This is a genomic window from Pseudoxanthomonas sp. Soil82 (assembly GCF_040446535.1).
Lineage (GTDB): Bacteria > Pseudomonadota > Gammaproteobacteria > Xanthomonadales > Xanthomonadaceae > Pseudoxanthomonas > Pseudoxanthomonas kaohsiungensis.
This window is the reverse complement of the sequence record NZ_JBEAAK010000002.1, coordinates 153,065-167,677: the sequence shown is the minus strand read 5'-3', so window position 1 is coordinate 167,677 and position 14,613 is coordinate 153,065. Positions and strand designations below refer to the sequence as shown.

The 14,613-nt window shown below is 69.9% G+C and carries 17 protein-coding genes and 2 tRNA genes; 12 read left to right on the top strand and 7 right to left on the bottom strand.

The features are described 5' to 3' along the window. Positions 1-3: 3 nt before the first annotated feature. The 11 genes from ABKA19_RS06225 (at position 4) to ABKA19_RS06175 (ending at position 9,621) form a co-directional block, all read left to right on the top strand. On the top strand, positions 4-447 hold the full coding sequence (locus ABKA19_RS06225; protein WP_353688177.1) for an ExbD/TolR family protein: 444 nt from the start codon (positions 4-6) through the stop codon (positions 445-447). Next, on the top strand, positions 444-2,192 hold the full coding sequence (gene msbA / locus ABKA19_RS06220) for a lipid A export permease/ATP-binding protein MsbA (protein WP_353688176.1): 1,749 nt from the start codon (positions 444-446) through the stop codon (positions 2,190-2,192). Before ABKA19_RS06225 ends, msbA begins: the two co-directional genes overlap by 4 nt. Positions 2,193-2,214: 22 nt before the next feature. After that, positions 2,215-3,219, top strand: a complete 1,005-nt coding sequence (gene lpxK / locus ABKA19_RS06215; RefSeq protein WP_353688175.1) for a tetraacyldisaccharide 4'-kinase — start codon at positions 2,215-2,217, stop codon at positions 3,217-3,219. A gap of 265 nt (positions 3,220-3,484) precedes the next feature. Beyond that, positions 3,485-4,264, top strand: a complete 780-nt coding sequence (gene kdsB, locus ABKA19_RS06210) for a 3-deoxy-manno-octulosonate cytidylyltransferase (RefSeq protein WP_353688174.1) — start codon at positions 3,485-3,487, stop codon at positions 4,262-4,264. Next, positions 4,261-4,764 (top strand): low molecular weight protein-tyrosine-phosphatase, encoded by a 504-nt coding sequence (locus ABKA19_RS06205; RefSeq protein WP_353688173.1) that lies wholly within the window; start codon positions 4,261-4,263, stop codon positions 4,762-4,764. The genes kdsB and ABKA19_RS06205 overlap by 4 nt, the downstream gene beginning before the upstream one ends. Continuing rightward, positions 4,761-6,173 carry a hypothetical protein gene (locus ABKA19_RS06200; protein WP_353688172.1) on the top strand — a complete coding sequence of 471 codons (1,413 nt, stop codon included), beginning with the start codon at positions 4,761-4,763 and terminating at the stop codon, positions 6,171-6,173. Before ABKA19_RS06205 ends, ABKA19_RS06200 begins: the two co-directional genes overlap by 4 nt. Next, positions 6,170-8,059, top strand: a complete 1,890-nt coding sequence (gene uvrC / locus ABKA19_RS06195; protein ID WP_353688171.1) for an excinuclease ABC subunit UvrC — start codon at positions 6,170-6,172, stop codon at positions 8,057-8,059. The genes ABKA19_RS06200 and uvrC overlap by 4 nt, the downstream gene beginning before the upstream one ends. Positions 8,060-8,070: 11 nt before the next feature. Continuing rightward, positions 8,071-8,709: a CDP-diacylglycerol--glycerol-3-phosphate 3-phosphatidyltransferase gene (pgsA, locus tag ABKA19_RS06190; protein ID WP_353688170.1), complete on the top strand. Its 639-nt coding sequence runs from the start codon at positions 8,071-8,073 to the stop codon at positions 8,707-8,709. A 37-nt stretch (positions 8,710-8,746) separates the two neighbouring features. Further along, a tRNA-Gly gene (locus tag ABKA19_RS06185) sits at positions 8,747-8,822 on the top strand. Between the two features lie 122 nt (positions 8,823-8,944). Then, positions 8,945-9,018 (top strand) — tRNA-Cys (locus ABKA19_RS06180). A gap of 156 nt (positions 9,019-9,174) precedes the next feature. Beyond that, positions 9,175-9,621 (top strand): hypothetical protein, encoded by a 447-nt coding sequence (locus ABKA19_RS06175; RefSeq protein ID WP_353688169.1) that lies wholly within the window; start codon positions 9,175-9,177, stop codon positions 9,619-9,621. 159 nt (positions 9,622-9,780) lie between these two features. Here the strand turns inward: ABKA19_RS06175 and ABKA19_RS06170 are convergent, their stop codons facing one another. Beyond that, complete coding sequence (locus ABKA19_RS06170) at positions 9,781-10,002, bottom strand: hypothetical protein (protein ID WP_353688168.1); 222 nt, start codon at positions 10,000-10,002, stop codon at positions 9,781-9,783. A 100-nt stretch (positions 10,003-10,102) separates the two neighbouring features. Between ABKA19_RS06170 and ABKA19_RS06165 the strand changes: the two genes are divergently transcribed. Further along, complete coding sequence (locus ABKA19_RS06165; protein ID WP_353688167.1) at positions 10,103-10,402, top strand: hypothetical protein; 300 nt, start codon at positions 10,103-10,105, stop codon at positions 10,400-10,402. A gap of 269 nt (positions 10,403-10,671) precedes the next feature. Here the strand turns inward: ABKA19_RS06165 and ABKA19_RS06160 are convergent, their stop codons facing one another. The 6 genes from ABKA19_RS06160 to ABKA19_RS06135 form a co-directional block, all read right to left on the bottom strand. After that, positions 10,672-11,013 (bottom strand): hypothetical protein, encoded by a 342-nt coding sequence (locus ABKA19_RS06160; protein ID WP_353688166.1) that lies wholly within the window; start codon positions 11,011-11,013, stop codon positions 10,672-10,674. A 194-nt stretch (positions 11,014-11,207) separates the two neighbouring features. Beyond that, on the bottom strand, positions 11,208-11,900 hold the full coding sequence (locus ABKA19_RS06155) for a phage terminase large subunit family protein (protein ID WP_353688165.1): 693 nt from the start codon (positions 11,898-11,900) through the stop codon (positions 11,208-11,210). Further along, positions 11,900-12,667 carry a terminase large subunit domain-containing protein gene (locus ABKA19_RS06150; RefSeq protein WP_353688164.1) on the bottom strand — a complete coding sequence of 256 codons (768 nt, stop codon included), beginning with the start codon at positions 12,665-12,667 and terminating at the stop codon, positions 11,900-11,902. Before ABKA19_RS06150 ends, ABKA19_RS06155 begins: the two co-directional genes overlap by 1 nt. Then, positions 12,664-13,242 (bottom strand): hypothetical protein, encoded by a 579-nt coding sequence (locus ABKA19_RS06145; RefSeq protein WP_353688163.1) that lies wholly within the window; start codon positions 13,240-13,242, stop codon positions 12,664-12,666. Before ABKA19_RS06145 ends, ABKA19_RS06150 begins: the two co-directional genes overlap by 4 nt. Positions 13,243-13,244: 2 nt before the next feature. Continuing rightward, complete coding sequence (locus ABKA19_RS06140; RefSeq protein ID WP_353688162.1) at positions 13,245-13,724, bottom strand: hypothetical protein; 480 nt, start codon at positions 13,722-13,724, stop codon at positions 13,245-13,247. 32 nt (positions 13,725-13,756) lie between these two features. Next, a complete protein-coding gene (locus ABKA19_RS06135; RefSeq protein ID WP_353688161.1) occupies positions 13,757-14,521 on the bottom strand; it encodes a hypothetical protein in 765 nt (254 codons plus the stop codon). Positions 14,522-14,613: the final 92 nt, after the last annotated feature.

Genomic DNA, 14,613 nt, shown 5'->3' with positions numbered 1-14,613 from the left:
GCCATGCGCATCCGCGACCAGCGCGCCTACGACGAGCCCGGGATCGACCTGGTCCCGCTGATCGACGTCATCCTGGTGCTGATCATCTTCTTCGTGATCACGACCACCTTCGACGTACGCTCGACCCTGCAGCTGCAGTTGCCGGTGGCCAGTCCCCAGGCACCGCCGCCGGCGCGCACGCTCAACATCATCGTCAACGCCGACGGGCGCTACTTCGTCGGCGAGCGCGAAGTGCTGCAGACCGGGATCGAGGCAGTGAAGCAGGCGATCGTGGAGTCGGCCGGCGAGGACCGCGAACTGCCGGTGATGCTGCGCGCCGACGCGCGCACGCCCTACCAGGCCGTGGTCACCGCGCAGGACGCGCTGGCGCAGCTGGGCTTCCGCCGGATCGCCATCGCCACCGCTCCGGAGACGACATCCGCGGCTTCGCCGGGGCCGCAGCCTTGAGCGACCGGCATCCCCCGGTCTGGCCGATCTACCGGCGCCTGCTGGGTTACACCGGCCGCTACTGGCCGTTCCTGGCCGCAGCGCTGGTCGGGATGGTCATCGAGGCGATCGCCGGCGGCAGCTTCGTGCGCCTGATGAAGCCGCTCACCAACAATTTCGTCGAACCCTCGGCTCGCGACGCGGTGTTGCTGCCGCTGGCCATCGTCGGCCTGTTCGTGCTGCGCAGCCTGGCCACGTTCGTCACCGACTACGGCATGGCCCGGACCGGCCGCAGCGTGGTGCGCGACCTGCGCGAGCAGGTCCTGGCCAAGTACCTGCGCCTGCCGTCGACCCAGTTCGACGCCGAGTCCACGCCGGTGATGGTGAGCCGGCTCAATTTCGACACCGAACAGGTCACCCAGGCCAGCTCGGACGCGCTCAAGACCCTGGTCACCGACAGCCTGACCATCGCCTACCTGCTGGGTCTTATGCTCTGGGCCAGCGTCAAGGTGACCATCGCCATGCTGCTGGTCACGCCGCTGATCGGCGTGATCGTGTGGTACGTGGGCAAGCGCTACCGCCGGATCAGCGGCGGCATCCAGGATGGGATGGGCCGGATGGCGGCCAGCGCCGAGCAATCGCTGTCGGCGCAGCAGGACGTCAAGATCCATGGCGCGCAGGGGCTGGAGATCTCCCGCTATGCCGCCCTCGCCAACCGCATCCTCGGCCTGAACATGAAGGTCGAGAGCACCCGCGCCGGCGCATCCGCCATGACCCAGCTGCTGGCGGCGCTGGCGCTGGCGGCGATCGTCTGGGTCGCCGCGCACGAGGCCCTGGAGGGGCGGCTGGACGCCGGCGATTTCGTGATGCTGATGACGGCGATGATGGCGATCATCCCGTCGCTGCGGCGGATCACCAGCGTGCAGACCGCCATTTCCCGCGGGGTGGCCGCGTCCGAGCGCCTGTTCTCGATCCTCGACGCCGAGGAGGAAGCCGACGCCGGCACCCGCGCCCTCGGCCGCGCCCGGGGCGAGCTGGTCTTCGACCGCGTGAGCCTGCGCTACCGCGACCAGCCCGGTTTCGCGCTGGACGACATCAGTTTTACCGCCCGGCCGGGCACGGTCACGGCGATCGTCGGCCGCTCCGGCAGCGGCAAGACCAGCCTGGTGCGGCTGGTGCCGCGCTTCTACGAGCCCAGCAGCGGCCATATCACCCTCGACGGGGTGGAGCTGCACGACTACCGCATGGCCGACCTGCGCCGGCAGATCGCCCTGGTCGGGCAGAAGGTGATGCTGTTCGACGACACCGTGGCGGCCAACATCGCCTATGGCGCCGACGCCAGCCCGGAGGCGATCCGGGCCGCAGCCGAGGCCGCCAACGCCTGGGAATTCATCGAGCGGTTGCCGCACGGCCTCGACACCCACATCGGCGAGAACGGCGCGCTGCTGTCCGGCGGCCAGCGCCAACGCCTGGCGATCGCCCGGGCGATCCTGCGCGACGCGCCGATCCTGATCCTGGACGAGGCGACCGCGGCGCTGGACAACGAGTCCGAGCGCCTGGTCCAGGATGCGCTGCACCGGCTGATGCCCGAACGCACGACGCTGGTCATCGCCCACCGCCTTTCCACCATCGAACATGCCGACCAGGTGCTGGTGCTGGACCACGGGCGGCTGGTCGAGCGCGGCAACCACGCGCAGTTGCTGGCCGCGGGGGGGCTGTATGCCCACCTGCATGGCGCGCAGTTCCGCGAGCGCGGCGCCGGATGAGGCCGGGGGCGAGGCGGACGGCATGAACAAGGGGGCTCCACGGACACCGGGCTGGTGGTTCGGCGACGCCGCGGTGCCCGCGTGGGCACGCCTGCTGGCGCCGCTCTATGCCGGCGTGACCGCACTCAGGCGGCGGCTGTACCGCCGCGGCCTGCTGCGGCAGCGCAGGGTCGAGGTGCCGGTGGTGGTGATCGGCAACCTGGCCGCCGGCGGCGCCGGCAAGACACCGCTGACGATCGCGGTGGTGCAGAAGCTGCGCGAGGCCGGCTGGCGGCCGGGAGTGGCCAGCCGCGGCTACGGCCGGCGCGACGATGCGGCGCCGCTATGGGTCACCGCCGAGACCCTGCCGCAGGACGGCGGCGATGAACCGGTGCTGGTCGCCCGGCGCCTGCCGGTCCCCGTGCGCGTGGACCGCGACCGCGCCGCGGCCGCGCGCGCGCTGGCCGAAGCCGGCTGCGACATCGTGGTCTGCGACGACGGCCTGCAGCACTACCGCCTGGCGCGCGACATCGAGATCGAGGTGATCGACGGCAGCCGACGCTACGGCAACGGCCGGATGCTGCCGGCCGGACCGCTGCGCGAGCCGGTCGAACGGGGGCGCTGCTGCGATTTCCGCGTGGTCAACCTGGGCCATGGGGCGGGGCAGGGCGGCACCGGCTTCGGCGAGTGGCCGATGCACCTGCAGGCGCGCGCCGCGCTGCCGATCGCCGGCGGGCGCCCACGCGCACTGGCCTCGTACATCGGCATCCGCGTGCATGCGGTGGCCGGCATCGGCAACCCGCAGCGGTTCTTCGACATGCTGCGCGCGCTGGGCGTGGGCGTGGTGCCGCACGCGTTCGCCGACCACCATGCGTATCGCCCCGAGGACCTGCAGTTCGGCAACGACCTGCCCGTGCTGATGACCGAGAAGGACGCGGTGAAATGCGCGCCGTTCGCCGATGCGCGCTGTTTCGCCGTACCGGTCGACGCGGAGCTGCCCGCGGCCTTCTGGGTGGCGCTGCTGGACCGGCTCGACCGGCTTCGCTGACAGGTCCTCTGCTGCGGGCAAGAGGGGAGAATCCGAGAGGGGGATCGGCGCCCGACCGAGCCCCTGGTCGCCGGTGCGTTGCCGGCCCTCATCGTTCCTTCGGTAGATTCTGCCGGGCAGGTTCTGCAACGGGCGTGTCGTGGCACCCGCCGCCCGGGGGCCGATGTGGGCCCGTGCCCCCGGAAGGCTGCGCGCCGGCGCCGCCCTGGCTGGGGGGAGACCCGCCGCCGCGCCCATACAATGCCGCTTCGCTACGGAGGATCCGATGGACCCGCAGATCGATTTCGTCGTCGCCGTGCCGGCGCGCTATGCGGCCAGCCGCCTGCCCGGCAAGCCGCTGCGCCTGCTCGGCGGCGAGCCGCTGGTGCTGCACGTGGCCCGGCGCGCGCTGGAGGCCGGCGCGCGCGAGGTGTGGCTGGCCACCGACGACGAACGCGTGGCCGCGGCGGTCGCCGGCACCACGGGCGTGCGCGTGGCGATGACGTCGCCGGCCCATGCCTCCGGTACCGACCGCCTGGCCGAGTGCGCCGCGATCGCGGGCTGGGACGACGACACCGTGGTGGTGAACCTGCAGGGCGACGAGCCCTTCGCCCCGGCCAGGGGTATCACCGAAGTGGCGCGCGCACTGGTCGACAGCGGCGCGCCGATGGCGACCCTGGCCGAGCCGGTGGCGGAGGTGGAAACCCTGTTCGATCCGAATACGGTTAAGCTGGTCCGCGCCGCGTCCGGCGATGCGCTTTACTTCAGCCGGGCGCCGCTGCCCTGGCCGCGCGATGCCTTCGCCCGCGACCGCAGCGTGTTGCCGGCCGGCGGCCACTGGCTGCGCCACATCGGGATCTACGCGTACCGCGCGGGGTTCCTGCAGGTGTTCGCGCGGATGCCGCCGGGCCGACTGGAACAGGTCGAGTCGCTGGAGCAGTTGCGGGTGCTGGAAGCCGGGCACCGCATCGCGGTCGCGCTGGCGCCGGCACCGTTCCCGCCAGGGGTCGACACGCCCGAGGACCTCGAGCGCGCCGAGGCGCGCCTGCGCGGCGCCGCCGCATGAGTGCCGGGCCGACGCGCCTGCTGGTGGTATGCCTGGGCAACATCTGCCGTTCCCCGCTCGCCGAAGGCGCGTTGCGTGCCCGCATCGAAGCGTCGCCGCTGGCCGGGCGGGTGATGGTCGATTCGGCCGGCACCGGCGGCTGGCACGCCGGCGAGCCGCCGGACCGCCGCGCGATCGCCTGCGCGCGCGGGCATGGCGTGGACATCGCCGGCCTGCGCGCGCGCCAGTTGCGCGCGCGCGACTTCGAGGACTTCCACTGGCTGCTCTGCGCCGATGCCGACAACCTGCGCGACCTGCGCGCCCTGGCGCCACCAGGAGCACGCGAGCGCACCGCGCTGCTGCTGGACTGGGCCGGTACGGTGCCGCATGGCGAGGTGCCCGACCCGTACTACGGCGACGGCAGCCACTTCGAAGGGGTCTGGCAACTGGTCGATACGGCGGCACGGGCGGTCGTGGACCGCCTGTCCGCGCGGCCGGCGTCCGGCATAATCAGGCCATGAACGCGGCCATCCTCCAGGAACTGCCCCGCGAACTGCCCTGGCTCAACGCCCCGGCGGCCTCGCTCCACGAGTTGCGCGGCCGGCCGGTCGTGCTGGCCTTCGTCAACGCCGCCTCGGCCTGGTGCGCGCAACGCCTGGCCGAGCTGGCGCAGTGGCAGGCGCGCAATCCCGGGCGCCTGCAGGTGCTGGTGGTGCAGGTGCCGCGCTTCGACAGCGAACGGGTGCCGCAACGCTCGCTCAAGCTGCTGCGCCGGCTGGGGGTGGCATCGCCGGTCCTGCTCGACGCCGACTGGGCCGCCTGGCAGCGCTACGGCATCGAGGCCTGGCCGACGCTGCTGCTGGTCGATGCCGACGGGCGCGAGCGCGAACGCATCGTCGGGCTGGGCGGGGACATGGAGCGGGCGCTCTTCGCCTTAGTGGAGGGCCTGCCCCCTCCACTCGAGGAGGACCTGACCACGTCCGAGACCGCGCCCGAGCCGCGCCTGACCCTGCGCTTCCCGGCGGGCATCGCCGCCAGTGCCGACCGGCTGTACATCGCCGACAGCGGCCACCACCGCATCCTCGAATGCAGCCACGGCGGTCGCATCCTGCGCCAGTTCGGCCTGGGGACCGCCGACTTCATGGACGGCCCCGGCGACCAGGCCGCGTTCCACCGCCCGCAGGGCCTGGCCCTGGAGCGGGAGCAGCTGTTCGTCGCCGACACCGGCAACCATGCGTTGCGCCGGATCCAGTTGCGCACCGGGCAGGTCGACACGTTGTGCGGCAACGGCCGCCCGGGCGATCCGATCGAGGGTCCGGTCAATCCGGCCGCGCGCGGGCCGCTCAACCACCCGCTCGCGCTGGCCGTGGCCGGCAACCAGGTGCACATCGCCAGCGCCGGCGACAACCGCATCTGGAGCTGCGACCTCGGCCGCACCGAGCTGCACCTGCGCGCCGGTTCCGGGCGCCTGGAGGTGCGCGACGGCAACGCGATGATGGCCGCGTTCGCCCAGCCGGCGGGCCTGGCCGCGGTGCAGCAGGCGCTGTACGTGTGCGATGCACTGGGCTCGGCGGTGCGCTCGCTGCAGTTGCGCAACGACCTGGTGCAGACCCTGGTCGGGCAGGGGCCCTGGGAGTTCGGCGACGCCGATGGCCCGCGCTCGAGCGCGCGCCTGCAGCACCCGCTGGGAATCGCGCTCAGCGCCGATGCGCCGCTGCTGTGGATCGCCGACAGCGGCAACGGGATGCTGCGGACCCTGCGCCTGGGTGGTGGCGAGTTGAGCACGGTCGAACTGCCGCGGCGCCTGCACGGGCCCACCGGGCTGGCGATCGCCGGCGGTGCGGTCTGGATCGCCGAGACCGACGCGCACGGCATCCTGCGCTACGACATCGCCGGCGGCACCCTGGAAGACGTGTCGATCAGCGAATGAGCGAGGCGGTGGGCGATGCGACGGCGGGCGGGTTCGACGGCAAGGCGTTCGTCGCGCAGCTGAGTACCGCCCCGGGCGTGTACCGCATGTACGCCGCCGACGGCAGCCTGCTCTACGTGGGCAAGGCCGGCGCCTTGAAGCGCCGCGTCGCCAGCTACTTCGGCAACACGCCCAAGACCGCGCGGATCCACGCCATGGTGGCGCAGGTGGCGCGGATGGAGGTCACGGTCACCCGCACCGAGGCCGAGGCGCTGCTGCTGGAGAACCAGCTGATCAAGTCGCTGGCGCCGCGTTACAACGTCTCGCTGCGCGACGACAAGAGCTATCCGTACGTGCTGCTCACCCAGGAGCGCTGGCCGCGGCTGGCGTTCCATCGCGGGCCGCGCGCGGTGCCAGGGCGCTATTTCGGTCCTTACGCCAGCGCCGGCGCGGTGCGCGAGACCATGGACCTGATGCACAAGCTGTTCCGCCTGCGCAGCTGCGAGGACAGCGTGTTCCGCAACCGCAGCCGGCCGTGCCTGCAGTACCAGATCGGGCGTTGCAGCGCGCCCTGCGTGGCCCTGGTGGAGGCCGACGCCTATGCCGAGTCGGTGCACCGCGCTTCGCTGTTCCTGGAGGGCCGCAGCGACGAGCTGGGCGAGGAACTGGCCGCGGCGATGGAGGCGGCCAGCGCGCAGCTGGAGTTCGAGCAGGCCGCGCGCCTGCGCGACCTGCTGGCCACGCTGCGCGGCCTGCAGGCCCGGCAGTACGTGGACGGCCACGCGGCCAACCTGGACGTGCTGGCCTGCGCGATGCAGGGCAGCGCCGCCTGCGTGCTGCTGCTGGCGTTCCGCGACGGCCGCAACCTGGGTACGCGCGCGTTCTATCCGCGCACCAACGGCGAGGACAGCGCCGAGGAAGTGCTGGCCGCGTTCGTGTCGCAGTACTACGCCGAGCAGCCGCCCCCGGCCGAGATCGTGCTCGACCGCGCCATCCCCGACGCGGAGCTGATCGAACTGGCGCTGGCCGAGGCGGCGGGACGCAAGGTGGCGCTGAAATCCAGCGTGCGCGGCGAACGTGCCGGCTACCTGGACCTGGCCCGGCGCAACGCCCAGCTGGCCCTGGCCACCGAGCTCGCGAGCCGTGGAGCGCAGCAGGCCCGCAGCGAGGGTCTGCGCGACCTGCTCGGCCTGGCCGAGGTGCCGGCGCGGATCGAATGCTTCGACATCAGCCACACCCTGGGCGAGGCCACGGTGGCTTCTTGCGTGGTGTTCGACCCGGCCGGGCCGGTGCGCAACCAGTACCGCCGCTACAACATCAGCGGGATCGAACCGGGCGATGACTACGCGGCGATGCGCCAGGCGATCGAGCGCCGTTTCCGGCGCGCGCTGGAGGCCGAGGCTGCCGGCGGGCCGGGGCCGGCGGCCGCCAACGCCGTGCTCCCCGACGTGCTGCTGATCGACGGCGGCGCCGGGCAACTGGCGCAGGCGCGCGAGGCGCTCGCCGACCTGGGCGTGGAGGGCGTGCTGCTGGTCGGCGTGTCCAAGGGCGAGCAGCGGCGCGCCGGCGACGAGACCCTCGTCCTCGCCGATGGACGCGAACTGCGCCCGGGCGCCGCCTCGCCGGCGCTGCAGTTCATCCAGCAGGTGCGCGACGAGGCGCACCGCTTCGCCATCACCGGCCACCGCGGCCGGCGGCAGAAGGCGCGCACGACCAGCCGGCTGGAAGACATCCCGGGCATCGGCCCGCGCCGTCGCGCCGCGCTGCTGCGCCACTTCGGCGGGCTGGGCGGGCTGAAGGCGGCGGGCGAGGAGGAAATCGCACGGGTCGAAGGCATCAATGCCGCACTCGCCGCGCGCATCTACGCTACCCTGCACGGGCTGGCGCCCCCGGCCGCGAACGGATAGACCCCCTCTCGATGAAGTTGACCATCCCGACCTGGCTGACATTGCTGCGGATCCTGCTGATCCCGGTGCTGGTGATGGTCTTCTACCTGCCGTACAAGTGGACCAACTTCGCCTCCGCGGCCGTGTTCATCCTGGCCGCGGTCACCGACTGGCTGGACGGCTGGATCGCGCGCCGCTACCACCAGTATTCGGCGTTCGGCGCCTTCCTCGACCCGGTCGCCGACAAGCTGATGGTGGCCGTGGCCCTGTTCCTGATCGTGCAGGGACACCCCACGCCGTGGATGGCGTTCTGGGCATCGGTGATCGTCGGTCGCGAGATCGCGGTGTCGGCGCTGCGCGAGTGGATGGCCGAACTGGGCCAGCGGGCGACGGTGAAGGTGGCCACGATCGGCAAGATCAAGACCGTCGCGCAGATGGTCGCGCTGTCCTGCCTGCTGTACGCGATCAATCCGCGCCATCCCCTGCATCCGGGCACCGACATCTGGCTGGGCGAGCAGATTTTCCACCTGGGCGACTGGCTGCTGGCTGCGGCCGCATTGCTGACCCTGTGGTCCGGCGTCCAGTACCTGCATGCGGCCTGGCCGGCACTGCGCGCCGACGAAAAGGCGGCCACGGAACGGGCCCGCGAAGAAAAGCGGAAACATGGTTGACAGCGTCGCCCGAATCCCTAAAATGCGCGTCTCCCAAGCGGGAATAGCTCAGTTGGTAGAGCGCAACCTTGCCAAGGTTGAGGTCGCGAGTTCGAGTCTCGTTTCCCGCTCCAGACACACGATCCTGCCGTAGCCGCCGGCTTCGGACAGGGCCGAAACCAGACCCCGGCAACGGGGTTTTGTTTTGTCGGGCCGGCGCCAGCGTTTACACTGCGGCGGCGGCCTTGCGCCATCCGGCCTGGTGGCAGAGTGGTTATGCAGCGGACTGCAAATCCGCGTACGCCGGTTCAATTCCGACCCAGGCCTCCAGACATAAGCCCCTGAGAAATCAGGGGTTTTTGTTATCCCGCGCCCCTGATTTCTGCGATTACGAAGCCGCGTATCCGGCCCGTATCCGATTGAGCCGCCCTTGATGGCGATCTCTGCTCCGGGTAGCTTCGAGCCGAACGGGGGAGGGGGAAGATCATGATCGGCGAATTGACCGCGGCGATGGCTGCGCTAAAAGCCACTAATGAAGTGATTCGAGGGGTATTGGCGGCTGACAAAGCCCTAAGTGAAGCGGACCTCAAATTCCGCCTTGCCGACGCCGCCGCAACGCTTCTCGATGCCAGGGCAGCAGTGATGGACGCCCAGACTGCTATCGACGCTCGAGACGTCGAGATCGCCCGCCTCAATGAGGCCTTGGCCAATCGTGCGAAGGTGGTGAGGCGCGCGAACGGGTACTACGAGGTGGACAGCGATGGCAAGGCTGTTGGTGAAGCCTACTGCCAGCGCTGCTACGAAAAGGATCATGCGCTGTACCACATAGCCTATGCGGGCAACACGATTGACGCCAAATGCACGTGCCCGGTATGCAAATCCACCTATGAAAGGCGCTTTGTACGCATGAATCCGGATGCGGGCGTCGCGTAAGGTTTTTCCTACCCCGGCGCGCGGCGGCTTCTGATACCGGCCGCTGCAGTCAGGGGCGATCCTGAGCTTGCCAGCACCGCGCGGCGCCGACCCTTGGAGTCCAGGCACCACCCCCGCGCGCGCCCCGTGACCCTCCCTGGTGCGGGGCCGCTGGCTGCATCAAGCCGCCTTGAGCCTGTAGCGCTTGCCGTCTAGCACTCCGACGAAGGAGCCGTCCCTTTGAGGGTTCAGCCTCTGGCCGCGCATCTGGTAGTCGGGGATGCCGGAGATGGCGCTGCGGGTGGCTGAGTCCAAGCTGGTCGTGTTGATCTCCTGCCAGGACTCAGTTGCCTCGAACTCGTCGCCTTCATCGTCCACGATCAGGATCTGGCGGCTGGGCATAACAGTTCTCCTTGATTGGCTCGGCGGGCCATACCCGCCGTGCGGTCATTGTCTGCATCCTAGTCGCAACTGGCGCGACCCCCGGGCATACGATGCCGGCATGCTCCCCGCCGGCTTCATCTGGACCCGCCGCTGCCACCTGTCCACGGTGGACGATGGACTGCATCTGGACGGCGAGGCGGTTGCCTACCTGATCGACAAGGTCGACGGGGGCTGGTTCGCCGTGCTGGAGATGCAGCGGCCACCCGAGGCTAAGCGTCCGCATCGCGACTGCAGCAGCTTCGATGCGGGGCGGCTAGGGTGCGAGCTGTGGGCGCTCCGGCACGAGGAACGGCTGCGGCGCGAGGTCGCGGTCAAGATCGCGACCAGGCCATCGAATCACTGGAAGGGCGGCGGGTAGCTGGCTATCCAAGTACGCCATCAGAGTGACTGAAGGGTCTCGAAGAAGCTCTTCTTGGTAATGCCCATTTGATTAAGCATCCAGGCCAAAGCCTGATCCTTGAATGGCGCGTTGTTCGCGTCCACCGTGACCTTCTTGAAGTCTGGTCCTTGGCCGCGGACCCAGTTCACATGACTAGTCGCCTTTTGCGGGCGTGCCTCGAACCCCAGATGGCGCAGTACTGCCTCGACCTCCTTTACGGAGACGGGACGGTAGTGGCCACCCACGTGTTAGGCGTGGCAACCAATGGGGGCAAGCGGCACGGAGGCGTGCTCAGCCTTTCGCCGCTTACTCACTTGGGCTACATGATTTCGGTACTGCCGATACAAGGTGACGTAGAACTTCAGCCAATACTTGAGCGGCGCACGACGGCGGAGCAGATAGCCCGCGTGTTCTCGATCTTGGCCTACAGTGGCGTCATAGACGTACTCTCGGATTTGCTCCTCGAGCTTGTCCTTAGCATTGGCCAAGGTGTCAGCCTGCGCCACCAGCGAATAGTCGAGGCAGAATCCGAGCCACTGGTCCCCAGCGCGCTCAAAATAGCAGGCGATCAATAGTTCTTTGGGCTTCATATGAGACTTCCCCGGCATCTCATGGACGGTGATGGTAGCAGGGGGTTTCGCCAAATTGTCCACCTTCGCCCTTAAAGACGCGTAAACGTGCGGATCCGGCCATTCTCACTACTAATGAGACGGTAACTCTGGACCCGCCCCTGTCAGCGAAGGGCTTCACGGCAACTAGGCCCGACTAAGTGCCGGCTCCGCCGCTACATCCTCAACGGCTCGACGCTCGCCTCCCGCTCGCCGCTCAGTCCGTACAGCGCCAGGCCCACGGCAGTGAGCGTGTCGTCGTGCCGCCCCTCCAGTGCGTTGAACGTGGCGTTGCCCGCGGCGGTGTAGGAGACGCGGAAGTCCTGCAGCTCGCGGTGCAGGGTGGACTTGAGCGGCAGCTCGGCGGGCATCTTCAATCGCCCGGAGTGCATCAGCGCGTTGATCCGGCTCACCAGCGCCAGCTTGGGCACCGAATGGCCGCCCTGGCCGTTGGGCCCCTCCTGTCCGTTGAACGTCAGGGTCACGCCGGCCATGTGGCGGATGTTGGCGCCGCGGAAGATCTCGAAGACCGCCCGGCCCACGCCGGTGTAGTCGACGAACACGGGCACGCGCTGCCCCTGGAGATTCGGATTGGCCTGCACCCGATGGATGCGCAGCGCCTGGGCGGGGTAGGCCTCGCCCAGCGGCGCCTGCTCCAGGATGCGCAGGTTGAAGATGGGCTTGGGCAGCTCCTTGCGCAGGTCGACCAGCCGGCGGCGGCCATGCTCGCTATCGCGCAGCTCGTCGACCACGTAACCGGGCACGATCAGGCGCACCCGCTCGACGGCCGCGATCGTGGTGGGGTCGCGGGACTGGCCCAGGTCGACGCCAATGGCGACGTGGCGCTCTTCCAGCGGTTCGTATCGCATCACCACGGCTCCAAGCTTGCGTCGACCATGCCCTCGATCAGCTCGCTGCTGAAAAAGGCCTCGTCGGTATCGGTGAACTCGCACAGGTACTCGGACCGGAACTGCCAATCGCTCATGCCCTCCTGTTCCTCCTTCAGGAACTCGGCGGTGATGTGCGGGCAGTCCTTGGCGGTGATCGTCGTGCGCGTCCAGGCGCCGCCGCCGTACTCCCAGGCCTCGAAGAACCAGCCGCGGCGGCCGTAGGGCGTGGTCAGGGCGATCATCTGCCCGGACCTGGACGCGGCCAGCATCGGGCGCAGGGCGGCATAGACCGCATCGCTCACGCGGGCGGCCTCGTCGATGTAGACCGCGCGCGGGGCGCTGTAGCCGCGGATGTTGGCGTCGCTGTCGCCCGGCAGGGCCACCAGCTGCGCGCCGTTCTCCAGCTCGAGCTCGGTGTCGTTGTCCTTGACGATGCGCGGGGCTCCGCGCAGGCGTTTCAGGATGGCCCGCGCCTTGCGGAAGAGCAGCTTGGACTGGCGCAGGGTCGGGGCGATGATCAAGTACAGGCCCGGCTCGTAGATCAGGCCGTGCGCGCACTTGGCGCCTACCACGGTCGACTTGCCGCCCTGGCGGTTCACCAGGATCAGCTCGCGGCGCGCGGTCGACACCAGGACGTCGGCCTGCCACTGGGCGGGCACGATGGGGTTGCCTTCCTCGTCGCGCGCTCCTTCCGTGAACACCAGCACCGGGTCGCCGGCGCGCAGGAAGTCAGCGGCAGCGCTCAAGCGGCGTGCTCCAGCACGCGCTGCGCGGGCACCGGTGAGGGCAGCTCCTGGGTCTCGACGTAGGCGATCGCCCGGGCGGCAGCCTGCATCGCCTCATGCCCCAGCGGGCGCAGCTCGCGCACCAGCGCGGTTCGGATGGCGTGCCACTGGGGGCTGGCCACTAGGTTGATCGTGTTGTTGATCGTGACGTGTGAGCCGTACTCGTCCAGGAGCTTGCCAATGCGGTCGGTGGCCTTGCCTGCCTCGGCCATGGCAGCGCGCTCGCCGGCGTCGTCGCCGATGGCCCGGGCGCGGTCAGCATTTGCGTACATGCGCCCGCGCTGCCAGACGATGTTGTCCAGCAGGCTCTTGCCTTCGAGCTCGCGCAGCTGGGCCAGCTCGGCGTCGCTGCGGCTGCCACGCACGCGCAGGTTGGCGACCAGCCCGTCCGGCATGTGCTTGGTCCGGTGCCGGGACAGCTGCGACGGGTCCAGCCCGTAGCGCTTGCCCAGCACCCGGCAGGCCACGCCGTTGGCCAGGCCGATCTCGATGGCCGCGCGGTCCGGGTGGTTGCAGGTGGAGCAGGGGCGGGCCATCGTTACAGCCCCAGCTGGCGCATGGCGGCGAGGTACTGGCCCATCGTCTGGGGGCCAGCTTCGTAGAGCTCCCTGCGGGTGCCTGGCTGCCAGCGGTAACCGTCGTGGATCTCGAATCCCGAGCAGCGGCTCAAGAGGTAGTCTCCTCCCAGCCATAGCCACCACTGGCGGGGGTCGGCGTTCTCGCTCACGTTGCTCCGTGGCCGCACCAGGCGCTCGTCGACGCACTCCCAGAACAGTCGCAAGCCCGCTGTCGTGGTTACGAATCGCACCGCGCCCAACGCCTCCCGGATTTCGTCGAAGCCGATCTCCCGCCGCACGCCGTTTGCGAAGCTGACGCGGTTGGCGCCCCCGTCCCAAGTCCTCGACTCGGTGAAGAAGATCTTGGGGTTCTTGAAGTTACGCAGGTCCTTCAGTCGGCCCGACCGGACGATGCTGACCGCCGCGAATGCGCTCGTGTAGTGGTAGACGGTCCGGGGCATGGGTCACCTTTCGCTGTGGAGTGGGGCAGGGCTCACGCCGCCACCGGCTCCCAGCTCGCGCCCTTCTCCAGGCCATCGGCCAGGTCGAAGTCGATCAGGTCGCGCGAGAACTTCTCCAGGCCGTCGCCGGCGCGGGTGAACTGGTCCAGGGCGTCGCGCAGCTCGTCCTGCTCGGCCATTGCCTCGGGCACGGCGGTGCGCAGGTGGGCGTCGCGCATGCTGGTGTAGAGCTCGCTGTCGGCGGCCAGACCGGAAGCCACGGAGGGGGCGGTGGCGACGGCGCGCGGGTGGGTCGCGGCCAGCTCTGCCGCCCTGATCGGATTCTTCTCGGCGCGGATCATGGCCCGCATCTCGGCGTCGACCATGGCCTCGCCCACGCTGGTGGGCGGCTTCAGGGCGTTGGCCTTGACCGTGTCCAGGTGGGCCAGCTTCTCGCCCACGCTGTCGAGCAGGCGGTGCGCCTCTGCATCGCGCTCCCTGAGCTGCTGACGGGCGGCCTTGGCGCTGCGCAGGAAGGCCGTGTTGGCGTCGACGCTGCGGTCGGCCAGGCTGCGGTAGTGCGAATCGTGGATGTTGAGCCAGGTGCGCTGGCAGGCCTCCGCGTGCGCGACCAGGTGCTTGGCCAGCTCGCGCGTGGGCGCGGGCGGGTAAGGGTTTTCCTCGTCCTCGGCGTCCAGGAGCAGGCGCGGACCAAACTTGGACCGCAGCGCCACGGGCGTGGTGTGGTCCTGCGTGCGCCGCAGGTTGGCGCGGGCGGCCGCCGGCAGGCGGTTGAGGGTGTCTTGGTCGATCGCCATGGGTGCCTTCTCGGTGGGCGTTAGCGCAAGCGCGCGTTGCGGAATCCAGCGTGCGCCGGATACGGGCCGGATACCAGTCCACAAAGAGTGGA

What these genes read in the sequence shown, in the direction of transcription:
- ABKA19_RS06225 (WP_353688177.1), top strand. Translation starts at nt 4, where the DNA reads ATGCGCATCCGCGACCAGCGCGCCTACGACGAGCCCGGGATCGACCTG.
- lpxK (WP_353688175.1), top strand. Translation starts at nt 2,215, where the DNA reads ATGAACAAGGGGGCTCCACGGACACCGGGCTGGTGGTTCGGCGACGCC.
- kdsB (WP_353688174.1), top strand. Translation starts at nt 3,485, where the DNA reads ATGGACCCGCAGATCGATTTCGTCGTCGCCGTGCCGGCGCGCTATGCG.
- ABKA19_RS06205 (WP_353688173.1), top strand. Translation starts at nt 4,261, where the DNA reads ATGAGTGCCGGGCCGACGCGCCTGCTGGTGGTATGCCTGGGCAACATC.
- ABKA19_RS06200 (WP_353688172.1), top strand. Translation starts at nt 4,761, where the DNA reads ATGAACGCGGCCATCCTCCAGGAACTGCCCCGCGAACTGCCCTGGCTC.
- uvrC (WP_353688171.1), top strand. Translation starts at nt 6,170, where the DNA reads ATGAGCGAGGCGGTGGGCGATGCGACGGCGGGCGGGTTCGACGGCAAG.
- pgsA (WP_353688170.1), top strand. Translation starts at nt 8,071, where the DNA reads ATGAAGTTGACCATCCCGACCTGGCTGACATTGCTGCGGATCCTGCTG.
- ABKA19_RS06175 (WP_353688169.1), top strand. Translation starts at nt 9,175, where the DNA reads ATGATCGGCGAATTGACCGCGGCGATGGCTGCGCTAAAAGCCACTAAT.
- ABKA19_RS06170 (WP_353688168.1), bottom strand. Translation starts at nt 10,002, where the DNA reads ATGCCCAGCCGCCAGATCCTGATCGTGGACGATGAAGGCGACGAGTTC.
- ABKA19_RS06165 (WP_353688167.1), top strand. Translation starts at nt 10,103, where the DNA reads ATGCTCCCCGCCGGCTTCATCTGGACCCGCCGCTGCCACCTGTCCACG.
- ABKA19_RS06160 (WP_353688166.1), bottom strand. Translation starts at nt 11,013, where the DNA reads ATGAAGCCCAAAGAACTATTGATCGCCTGCTATTTTGAGCGCGCTGGG.
- ABKA19_RS06155 (WP_353688165.1), bottom strand. Translation starts at nt 11,900, where the DNA reads ATGCGATACGAACCGCTGGAAGAGCGCCACGTCGCCATTGGCGTCGAC.
- ABKA19_RS06145 (WP_353688163.1), bottom strand. Translation starts at nt 13,242, where the DNA reads ATGGCCCGCCCCTGCTCCACCTGCAACCACCCGGACCGCGCGGCCATC.
- ABKA19_RS06140 (WP_353688162.1), bottom strand. Translation starts at nt 13,724, where the DNA reads ATGCCCCGGACCGTCTACCACTACACGAGCGCATTCGCGGCGGTCAGC.
- ABKA19_RS06135 (WP_353688161.1), bottom strand. Translation starts at nt 14,521, where the DNA reads ATGGCGATCGACCAAGACACCCTCAACCGCCTGCCGGCGGCCGCCCGC.